The organism is Myxococcus sp. AB025B, assembly GCF_006518215.1.
GTDB lineage: Bacteria > Myxococcota > Myxococcia > Myxococcales > Myxococcaceae > Myxococcus > Myxococcus fulvus.
Genome location: NZ_SRLW01000339.1, coordinates 1 through 10253 on the forward strand (window position 1 = coordinate 1; position 10253 = coordinate 10253).

Sequence of the window (10253 nt, forward strand, 5' to 3'; positions counted from 1 at the left end):
GTGTATAAGAGACAGCCCAGGGAGACTGTCCACCGCCCCCGCCCCCGGCATGTGGGTGCTGTGTCCCTCTTGACGCGGCGCATTGATTCCCGTGTCACCCAGGGCGGACCGTCATTACAATATGCGTGTGCGTTCTGAATCCGTAGCGCTCCGCCAGTTGTCCGCAGAGGGGGACATTCCGCCGACGAAGCCTCGCTCCGAGCGGCTGAAGGCCCTCGCCACCGAGGAGTTCGACCTGCTCATCATCGGGGGCGGTGTCACCGGCGCGGGCTCCGCGCGCGACGCCGTCCTGCGCGGACTCAAGGTCGCCCTCGTGGAGCGCGAGGACTTCGCCAGCGGCACGTCCAGCCGCTCGTCCCGCCTCATCCACGGTGGCCTGCGCTACCTCGAGCACGGCCACCTGGGCCTCGTCTTCGAGTCCAGCATCGAGCGCCGCCGCCTCCTCAAGCTCGCACCCCACCTGGTGCGCCCGCTCGCCTTCGTGTGGCCCGTCTACGCCGGCGCCCGCGTGCCCCGCTGGAAGCTCAACGCGGGCCTCATGCTCTACGACGCCCTCTCCCTCTTCCGGAACGTGAAGGGCTACCAGCGCCTCAACCGCGACCAGCTCCACCAGTCCGAGCCCGGCCTGCGCACCGACGGCCTCAAGGGTGGCGCCCGCTATTACGACGCCGCCACCGATGACGCCCGGCTCACCCTGGCCAACGCGCTCGGCGCGTCCGAGGCCGGCGCCGTCGTCCTCAACCACGCCTCCGTCCAACGGCTCGACGTCGTCGACGGCAAGGCCCGCGGCGCCATCGTCGTCGACCACCTCACCGGGCAGCAGCTCACCGTGCGTGCGCGCGCCATCGTCAACGCCACCGGTCCGTGGAGCGATGAGATCCGCAAGCTCGATGCCCCCGACGGCAACGCCCACGCCGTGCGCGGCAGCAAGGGCGTGCACGTCGCCGTGCCGCGCAAGCGCCTGGGCAACCACGACGCCCTCACGCTCCTGTCCCCCAAGGACGGCCGCGTGATGTTCGTGCTCCCCGCCGACGACTTCACCATCATCGGCACCACGGAGACCTCCACGCGCGCCCACCCCGCCGAGGTCCGCGCCAGCGAGACGGACGTCGCCTACCTCCTCGAGTCCGCCAACGCATTCTTCCCCGAGGCGCACCTCACCCGCGAGGACGTGGTGAGCGCCTGGGCCGGCATCCGCCCCCTGTCCGCCAGCGGCTACCACGGCACCACCGACGCGGGCAGCGCCAGCCGGGAGCACCACATTGACCTGAGCCCCACCGGCGTGCTCGCCATCAGCGGCGGCAAGCTCACCACCTACCGCGTCATGGCGCGCGACGTGGTGGACGCGGTGGAGAAGCACCTGGGCCAGCCCCGCCGCAAGGCCCCCACCGAGTCGCTGCCCCTGCCCGGCGGCGACATCCCCGACCTGAACGCCGAGCTCGCCGCCGCGCGCGACGTCGTCGGGGACGCGGCCACCGCCACGCACCTGGTGCGCGCCTACGGCAGCCGCTGGCGCCGCGTCTGGGCGCTCACCCGCGAGGACGCCTCGCTCGCCCGCCCGCTCGCTCCCGGCCTGCCCTACCGCGCCGCCGAGGCCGTGTGGGGCGTCACCCACGAGCTGGTGCACACGCTCTCCGACCTGCTCATCCGTCGACTCAAGGTCGCCTTCGAGACCCGGGACCTGGGACGCGGCGCCGCCCAGGTGGCCGCCGAGGTCATGGCCCCCCGACTCGGTTGGGACGAGGCCGAGACCCGCCGTCAACTCGACACCTACGCCTCCGACGCGCTGCGTATCTTCGGCATCGACAGCGCCGAATCCTGAGAAGGCGGGCGAAACCACGCGCGTCCGTCCAGCGCCGTACGCCCGCGTGTCTCACGTCCCGAGACTGTCGTTTTCCGCCTGACAGGCCCGCGAGCAGCCGGACGGCTGGCGTGCTTAACTTGCGCGTGGGGAACGGGAAGCGGTGTCCTCTCGTTCACCCCGGCCGTCGAATCCGGACCGGGGTGCCCTCCGTACCTGCCCGTTCGCCGGGGCGTTCAAGGAGAATGACGATGAAGCGTTGGGTCTGGCTCGGGTTGCTCGGTGGGGCGGTGGCGTGCACCAAGGTCCCCGACAGGGATCCCCCGGTCACCGAGGAGGTCTGCCCCGGGACGGAGGCGCTGTCGCTGCCGGGCACCGCGCGTCAGTCGCTCAACCCGCTCGCCGGCGAGGATGGCGCGGAGCCGGTGCTCATCACCTTCCGCCCCCGCGTGTCCGCCAGCGCCGTGTCCAACCTGGACACGCTCACCGAGTCGGCCCGGCGCGTGGGCGCCCAGGTCCACCGCCGCTTCCCCCACCTGAACACCATCGCCGCGAAGGTGTCTCCCGAGGCCCGCCGGGCGCTCGAGCAGGACCCCGACGTGCTGCGCGTGGAGCCCGACCGCGTGGTGCGCGCGTTCGGGATGCCGAGCCCGCTGTCCCCGTCCCTCTGGCAGGGTGTGCTGCCCAACACGAGCGGCTCCACGGGCGAGTACACCGCGGGGCTGCACCGCGTGCAGGCGCCCCAGGTCTGGGACGCGAACAACGACGGCGTGCTGGATGACGGCGCGCCCTCGGGCACGGGCATCAAGGTGTGCATCATCGACAGCGGCTGGGACAACCGGCACCCGGAGCTTGCGGCGGCGTACCTGGAGGGCAAGGACTTCCTCGACGGGGACGACGAGCCGCTGGACCAGGGGCGGGTGAGCGGCGTGCTGAAGTGGGGCGGCGGTCACGGCACGCACACGGCGGCGACCATCGCGGCGCAGCTGGGCGCGGGCGCACACGTGCGGCCCGGCGAGGAGCCCAACGGCGTGGCGGGCGTGGCGCCCACCGTGTCGCTGCTGGTGGCGCGCGTGCTCGACGTCAACGGCGACGGCAACACGTCCAACGTCATCGCGGCCATGGACTGGTGCATCGAGCGCGGCGCGCACATCGCGTCGCTGTCGCTGGGCTCCATCGCGCCCTCGCAGACGGAGGAGGCGGCCTTCAAGCGCGCGTTCGAGGCGGGCATGGTGGCCATCGCCGCGACGGGCAACCGGGGCACCGAGGAGAAGTCCTACCCCGCGGGCTACGAGAACGTCATCGCCGTGGGCGCCATCGACGCGAACAACGCGTGGGCGCCCTTCTCCCAGTACGGAAGGGACTTCGTGTCGCTGGTGGCGCCGGGCGTGGGCATCCTGAGCGCGACCATCGTCGGCGGCGCGCCGTACGGGGACGTGGACGTGGGCGGCACGCGCTTCGCCTCCGAGCCGCTGGAGTACACCGGCGTGGGCAAGTACGCGGGGCGGATGGTGTACTGCGGCCTGGGTGAGCGCGTCTCGTCGTGCGGCGAGGGCGCCACCTGTGACGGCTTCGTCGCGCTGGTGGACCGAGGCGGCGGCATCCTGTTCAAGGAGAAGGCGCTCAACGCCATCCGCGCAGGCGCGAAGGCCATCGTCGTCGGCAACAACACCAGCGAGGACGGGGCGGGCAACTTCACGCTCACCGACCCGGAGGACTTCTGGGTGCCGACGACGTCCGTCACCCTGGTCAACGCCAACACGCTCAAGGGCCTGGTGGGCCAGGACGTGACGGTGGACGTGTCGGGCCTGGACTACCTGCGCCAGTCGGGCACGTCCATGGCCACGCCGCACGTGGCGGGCGTCGCCGCGCTGGTGCTGGGCGCGTGTCCCAAGCTCACCCATGTCCAGGTGCGCGAGGTGCTGGAGAAGACGGCGCTGGACCTGGGCGAGGCGGGCAAGGACATCAAGTTCGGTCACGGCCTGGTGCAGGCCAAGGCCGCGGTGGACGAGGCCCGGCGCATCTGCCCGCCGCCCGCGCCGTGAAGCGGACCTAGTCCCGACGCAGGGCGAGCACGGGTGAGGCGATGAGGCACGCGCCCACCCGGGCCTCCAGCGCGGCGGCGGCGTCCTCGCACGCCTCCACGCCTCCGGTGACGAGCACCTCGCGGCTCCAGGGCTCGGCCACGCCGGCGCCGCTCACGCCGCCCCGGGGCAGCACCAGCCCCACGAAGGCCACGGCGGCCGTGGCGGCCATCAGCATCATCCCCCAGTGTCGCCACGCGCCCTCGCGCGGAGGCTCACGCACGACGGGCGCCGTCGCGCGGGCGTGGAGGCGCGCCTCGAGCGCCTCGAAGCTCAGGGCGGGGCGGCGTGGTTCGCGGCGCGCGCGCTGAGCCATCCATCCCCGTTCGGCGCGCTGCCACGCCAGCGCGTGCTTGCAGGCGGCGCAGGCGTCCGCGTGCGCGCGCACCCTCGCGGCGTCCTCGGGTGAAAGCTCTCCGGCCAGCAGCGCGTCCAGCTCGCTCTCGCGGCACGTGCTCATGGGTGTCCTCCTCCGAGATGGGCGGCCAGCTGCTCGCGCAGGCGCAGGCGCGCGCGGTGGATTTCGTTCTTCACCTTCTGCGGCGACCAGCCCATCACCGAAGCAATCTCCTCGTAGGGAAGCCCATGGTCGATGCGCAAGAGCAGCGCCGCGCGCCGCTCCTCGTTGAGCGTCCCGAGCGCCTGGGCCAGGAGCCCCTCCAGCTCCCGGTCCAACAACAAGTCCTCCGGTGACGGCGTGGGCAGCACCGCCTCCAGGTGCGCGGCGTGCTCCTCGTCCTCCACGTCCACGTGGACCCCCCGGGTGCGGCGGGACTCCAGATAGACATGCCGGGCGATGCCGAGCAGCCACGCGCCCACCCTGTCCTCGTCGCGCAGCGCCCCGAGCCTCGCGTGCGCGCGGACGAAGGTCTCCTGGGTGGCCTCGTCGGCGGCGGCCTCGTCGCGGAGCAAGTCGCGCAGGAAGCGCCAGACGGCGGGGGAGTGCCGCTCGAAGAGCGTGCGGAAGGCGGCGGGGTCCCCCGTGCGGGCCCGGCGCAACAGCCGGCGCTCACCCTCCGTGTCGGATGGGGGCGCACCCACCAGGACCCTCTTCACCGCGGAAAGAAGAGCCACGCCACCACCGTGTCACGAGCCGCGCGGGAGTTTCAGCCGACCCGTCGAATCCGTCGCGCGCGGGTGCCCGCCTGCTCCGCTCACGAGGGCCGGGAGCCAACCTTGTTGGGGAACTGACGTTGTTGGTATGAGAATCCCATGTCTTCCCATCTCGCCCGTCCTGACGCCGCGGCGTCGGCGGCGCCTGCTCCGCGCCTGCATGGGCACCTGCCCGTGCTCGACGGCGTGCGAGGACTCGCGGTCCTCCTGGTCGTCTTCTTCCACACCACGCACCTGAGCGACCAGAGCGTCGCGGGCAAGGCGACGTGGTGGTTGGCCGGTGCGGGGTGGACGGGCGTGGACCTGTTCTTCGTCCTGTCCGGCTTCCTCATCACCGGCATCCTGTGGGAGGCGAAGGGGCAGACGTACTACTTCCGCAACTTCTACGCGCGGCGCGTGCTGCGCATCTTCCCGCTGTACTACGCGGCGCTGGCGGTGTCGTTCCTGGTGCTGCCGTCGCTGGCGGGGCGGCTGAACCTGGACGAGCGCATCACCACGGACGGCGCCGTCTGGTACCTGCTCTACCTGTCCAACTTCTACCAGCTGTGGGTGGACACGACGCACCCCATCCTCGGCGTGGTGTGGTCGCTGGCGATTGAGGAGCAGTTCTACATCGTCTGGCCGTTCCTCATCGCCGCCGTCTCGTACAAGGGGGCCATCCGCCTGTGCCTGGGCACCATCGCCCTGGCGGTGGCGGTGCGGGTGGGGCTCACGCTGGCGGGCGCCAGCGAGGAGAGCACGTACGTGGTGACGTTCTGCCGCGTGGACTCGCTCGCGCTGGGCGCGCTGTTGTCCCTGGCGCTGCGTCACCCGGAGGGCAAGGGCCTGTCAGCCTTCCCGTGGATGCGCTGGGCGCCGTGGCTGGCCCTGCCCGTGGTGGCCGCGATGATTGCCCTGCCCATGGGCCCGGCGTTCAAGACGGTGGTGCGCACGGGTGGCTACACCGCGGTGGGCATCCTCTACACCGTGCTGGTGTATCGGGTGGTGGCGGCGAAGCCGGGCAGCGTGCTCCACCGCGTCTTCTCCAACCGGGTGCTCCTGACGTACGGCAAGTACAGCTACGCCATCTACCTGGTGCACTCGCCGCTGGACGCCATCCTGCGGCGCACCGTGCTCAAGACGCCGCTGCAGCAGGTGGCGGGCTCCGACTTCCCGATGCAGCTGGTGTTCTACGTCGTGGCCGCGGTGCTGTCGTGGGGCCTCGCGCTGGTGAGCTGGAACCTGTTCGAGAAGCACTTCCTGAAGCTCAAGGACTACTTCCCGTACAGCGAGCGTCCGGCCCCCGCGCCCGTCCCGGTGTCCACCGGCTCATCGGGCGCCGCGAGCTGAAGCGGCGCGCGCGTGGCGGTGCCTCCACGCGCGCGCCCGGGTGCTTCACCCGGCCTGCAGCAGGGCCTTGGCCACCATCAGCGCGTAGGCCTCCGCGGAGTCGAGCTCCGCGCGGGCGCTGTAGTAGCGCTCCAGGCTCTCGTCGGAGCCGTCGCGCAGGAAGATGGCGTCATGCAGCTCGCGCTGCGCGCGGCTCAGCCACAGGCTCGCCTGCAGCCGCAGCTTGGCGGCCGAGTGAGGGTCCTTCAGCGACTGCGTGGGCGTCTGGAGCTCGTGTTCCTCGGGGTACAGCATCGTCATCTTGTTGTAACCGGCGTGCTCAAGTGTCGTAGTCATGAATTGAGAATGTGAACCCGAGACCAGGCAGGCACCTGTCCGCTCGGGCAACCCACTGTCTGTTTCCAGGCAGCGGAGCCCGCGCGAACGCCCGCAGCGGAGAATTCCGAACCCATCGCGCACCGCTGCGTCGCGTCAGGCTTTACTTCAGGCTCTTCATGTCGATGACGAACCGGTATTTCACGTCACCCCGGAGAATCCGGGTGTAGGCGTCATTCACCTGCTGGATGGGAATCACCTCCACGTCGGACACGACTTCGTGCTGGGCGCAGAAGTCGAGCATTTCCTGTGTTTCACGGATGCCGCCAATCATGGAGCCGGCGAGGTTGCGGCGGGTGCCGATGAGGGTGAAGGCGCCCAGCTCCAGGGGCTTCTCCGGGACACCGACGAGCACCAGCTGTCCGTCGCGGCGCAGCAGGCGCAGGTACGCGTTGAGGTCGTGCTGGGCGGAGACGGTGTCGAGGATGAAGTCGAAGGAGTTCTCCCCGGCCTTCATCTGCGCGGCGTCGGAGGAGACGACGAACTCGTGGGCGCCCAGGCGCAGGGCGTCCTGACGCTTGTTCTCCGAGTGGCTGAAGACGACGACGTGCGCGCCGAGGGCACGGGCGAACTTCACGCCCATGTGGCCCAGGCCGCCCAGGCCGACGATGCCCACGCGCTGGCCTGCGCGGACGTTCCAGCGGTGCAGCGGAGACCAGGTGGTGATGCCCGCGCAGAGCAGCGGCGCGGCGCGTGCGGGGTCCAGGCTGTCGGGCACGCGCAGCACGAAGGACTGGTCCACGACGAGGGCGCTGGAGTAGCCGCCGAAGGTGGGCTGCTGGCCCTGGCGCTCGCGCGAGTTGTACGTGAACGTGGGGCCGCCCTTCTCGCAGTATTGCTCCAGGCCGTCCTTGCAGGACGTGCAGACGCGGCACGAGTCCACCATGCAGCCGACGCCCACGGAGTCGCCGGCCTTGAAGCGGGTGACGTTGGCGCCGACGCGCGTGACGCGGCCGATGATTTCGTGGCCGGGGACCATGGGGAAGATGGAGCCGCCCCACTCGTCGCGGGCCTGGTGGATGTCGGAGTGGCAGACGCCGCAGTAGAGGATGTCGAGCTCGACGTCGTCGGCGCCGGGCTCGCGGCGCTCGAACTGGAAGGGGGCGAGAGGGGAGCGGGCGTCCTGGGCCGCGTAGCCGCGTACGGTGGTCATGGGCTTTCGTTCCTTGGCAGAGGGGAGAACTGTTGCTCCAGGAATATGCGTAGGCGCACGCCCGGGGGAAATCTGTGGAATCCACAGGGGCTGTGTAGGAAAACTTCCGAATGGCCTTCACCCCGCTCAATGCCTTGAATGCCTTCCTCGCGGTGGCCCGCAGGCGCAGCTTCGCCGTGGCGGCGCGGGAGCTGGGCGTGTCCGCCTCCTCGCTCAGCCAGAGCGTGCGGCAGTTGGAGGCGCGACTGGGCGTGGCGTTGCTCACCCGGACCACGCGCAGCGTGGCGCTCACCGATGCGGGCCGGAGGCTGCTGGAAGGTGCGGGCCCGTCGGTGGACCAGGCGCTCGCGGCGCTGAAGGTCGCGGCGGCGGAGCCCGGGGAGGTCACGGGCTCGGTGAAGCTCACCGTGCCGAGCATCGCGGTGCACCATGTGCTGCCGCCCATCCTCGAGCGCTTCCTGAAGCGCCATCCCCGCACTGACGTGGAGCTGCGGGTGGAGGACGCGATGGTGGACATCGTCGCGGAGGGATTGGATGCGGGCATCCGCATGTCCGAGTCGCTGGAGCGCGACATGGTGCAGGTGCGGCTGTCGGAGGGCTATCGCTTCGTGGTGGTCGCCGCGCCCGAGTACCTGGAGCGTCGAGGCGTCCCGGAGAAGCCTCGGGATTTGCTGTCCCATGACTGTCTTTGCATCCGCTCCAACACCACGGGGGCGCTCTACCAGTGGGAGCTGGAGCGCGGCGCGAAGAGCTGGCGGGTGCCGGTGCGCGGGCCGCTCAGCTCCACGAGCTTCCAGGGCCTGTTCCCGTTGGTCGAGCAGGGCGTGGGCTTGATGTATGCCTTCGAGCCGGACGTGGCGGAGCGGGTGCGGCGGGGCGCGCTGCGAATCGTCCTGGAGCCCTACGCGGCCCACGTGGATGGCTTCTATCTCTACTTCCCCAGCCGGGCGCGGGTGTCACCGGCGCTGCGCGCCTTCGTGGACGTGGCGCGCGAGGTGGCGGCGGAGCGGCGCGCGGGGTCTCGGGAGGTGCCCCGCTCCCCGAGGCGCCGCGCGTGAGCGCGGGCTTCAGGCGCTGGGGATGCCCCGGGCGCGGGCCCTGACGCGGGCGGCCTCGTCGAGCGCGCCCGCCTCCTCCAGCGCGGTGGCGGCGCGGTAGTAGAGCAGCGCGGCCTCCATGTGACGGAAGGCGGAGGCCTCCGCGTTGGCGGCGGCGACGAGGAAGGGCGCGGCGCGCTGGGGCTCCTTGCCCTCCAGCCAGTGCTGCGCGACGACGACGGGCGCGGCCTTGCGCTGCTCCAGGGCGCTGGCCAGCCGGCGGTGCAGCAGGGGCACCAGCGAGGGGGGAATCGCCTCGCGCACCACGTCGAAGAGCAGGTCATGCGTGAAGCGCTCGCCGCGCAGCACGTGCGCGGCCTCCAGCTCGGAGAGGTGCGTGGCGAGCGACATGGGCGTCATCTCCAGCACCTCGCTGGCCAGCTCCAGCGCGAAGGACGTCTTGGCGAGCGCGGCCAGCCGGGCCACCTGGAGCGCGGGCGCGGACAGCCGCTCCAGCCGGCGCTGAATCAAGTCGCGTCCACGCCCGGACGGGTGCACGTGCTCGGGCCAGCCGCGCTCCAGGCCCCCGGACTCCAGCAGGTGCCGCAGCGCCTCCATGATGAACAGGGGGTTGCCGCCCGTGTAGCGCATCACGTTGTCCGCGAGCCCCTCCGCGCCCGCCAGCTCCAGGCTGCCCAAGAGCGTGCCCACGGCCTCCGAGTGCAGGGGCTCCAGCTCGATGACCACCGCGAGCCCCGCCTCCACGAGCTGCTGGATGCAGGCGGCGGCGATGGGTGTCAGTTCGCCGCGGCGGTACGTGTCGACGAAGCGGGGGAAGACGCCGTCCGAGGGGATGTCGTGCCGGCGCGAGAGCATGAGCAGCGCGAACTCCGCGGTGGCCGCGTCCATGTACTGCAGGTCGTCCGCGACGATGGCGTCCATCCCCGCGCACAGCTGGTAGATGGCCAGGCAGTTGGCCTCCAGGAAGCGGCTGCGCTCGGCCTCGTCCACCATGGGCGGCGGTGGCCCCTCCGTGCCGGCCATGTCCGGCATCAGTCGCGACAGCTCCCGGCGCACCCAGGGTGCCAGCGTCGTGTCCGGACACCGGGCCATGATCTGCCGCAACAGGCGCACGTGCGTGGAGTAGGCCACGTGTGTCTCGCCGGGCCGGGACTCCAGCACCATGTGCACGCCGCGCGAGGCGGCGAAGTCGTGCGCCAGCCGCGTCTTGCCCACCCCGGGCTCGCCGCTCAGGAAGATGGTCTTCCCCTCGGCCCAGGCCTCCTCCATCCGCGCCCACTCCCGCTCGCGCCCCACCAGGACGGGCGGGCGCAGCACGGACAGGGGCAGCTTCGCCGGGG

At 71.4% G+C, this 10253-nt stretch carries 9 protein-coding genes; 4 read left to right on the forward strand and 5 right to left on the reverse strand.

Translation table 11 applies throughout. From position 1 onward, the window contains the following. Nucleotides 1-127: 127 nt before the first annotated feature. Entirely contained in the window at nt 128-1822 is a 1695-nt protein-coding gene (gene glpD, locus FL311_RS36635; protein WP_141332325.1) for a glycerol-3-phosphate dehydrogenase, read from the forward strand. 230 nt (nt 1823-2052) lie between these two features. Continuing rightward, on the forward strand, nt 2053-3846 hold the full coding sequence (locus FL311_RS36640; protein WP_141332326.1) for a S8 family serine peptidase: 1794 nt from the start codon (nt 2053-2055) through the stop codon (nt 3844-3846). A gap of 7 nt (nt 3847-3853) precedes the next feature. Here the strand turns inward: FL311_RS36640 and FL311_RS36645 are convergent, their stop codons facing one another. Further along, entirely contained in the window at nt 3854-4345 is a 492-nt protein-coding gene (locus FL311_RS36645) for an anti-sigma factor (protein ID WP_141332327.1), read from the reverse strand. Continuing rightward, nucleotides 4342-4959, reverse strand: a complete 618-nt coding sequence (locus tag FL311_RS36650; protein ID WP_141332328.1) for an RNA polymerase sigma factor — start codon at nt 4957-4959, stop codon at nt 4342-4344. The genes FL311_RS36645 and FL311_RS36650 overlap by 4 nt, the downstream gene beginning before the upstream one ends. Nucleotides 4960-5097: 138 nt before the next feature. Between FL311_RS36650 and FL311_RS36655 the strand changes: the two genes are divergently transcribed. After that, nucleotides 5098-6327 (forward strand): acyltransferase, encoded by a 1230-nt coding sequence (locus tag FL311_RS36655; RefSeq protein ID WP_141332329.1) that lies wholly within the window; start codon nt 5098-5100, stop codon nt 6325-6327. 45 nt (nt 6328-6372) lie between these two features. Here the strand turns inward: FL311_RS36655 and FL311_RS36660 are convergent, their stop codons facing one another. Beyond that, nucleotides 6373-6663 (reverse strand): FruA-associating protein, FapA, encoded by a 291-nt coding sequence (locus tag FL311_RS36660; RefSeq protein WP_141332330.1) that lies wholly within the window; start codon nt 6661-6663, stop codon nt 6373-6375. Nucleotides 6664-6805: 142 nt separating this feature from the next. After that, complete coding sequence (locus FL311_RS36665; RefSeq protein WP_141332331.1) at nt 6806-7855, reverse strand: NAD(P)-dependent alcohol dehydrogenase; 1050 nt, start codon at nt 7853-7855, stop codon at nt 6806-6808. Nucleotides 7856-7965: 110 nt separating this feature from the next. Here FL311_RS36665 and FL311_RS36670 point away from each other — a divergent pair, with 110 nt between their 5' ends. After that, complete coding sequence (locus FL311_RS36670) at nt 7966-8913, forward strand: LysR family transcriptional regulator (protein ID WP_141332332.1); 948 nt, start codon at nt 7966-7968, stop codon at nt 8911-8913. 9 nt (nt 8914-8922) lie between these two features. On the opposite strand, the gene FL311_RS36675 is transcribed toward FL311_RS36670, so the two are convergent. Then, the coding region (locus tag FL311_RS36675; protein ID WP_141332333.1) for an AAA family ATPase at nt 8923-10253 on the reverse strand (1331 nt) is incomplete at its 5' end.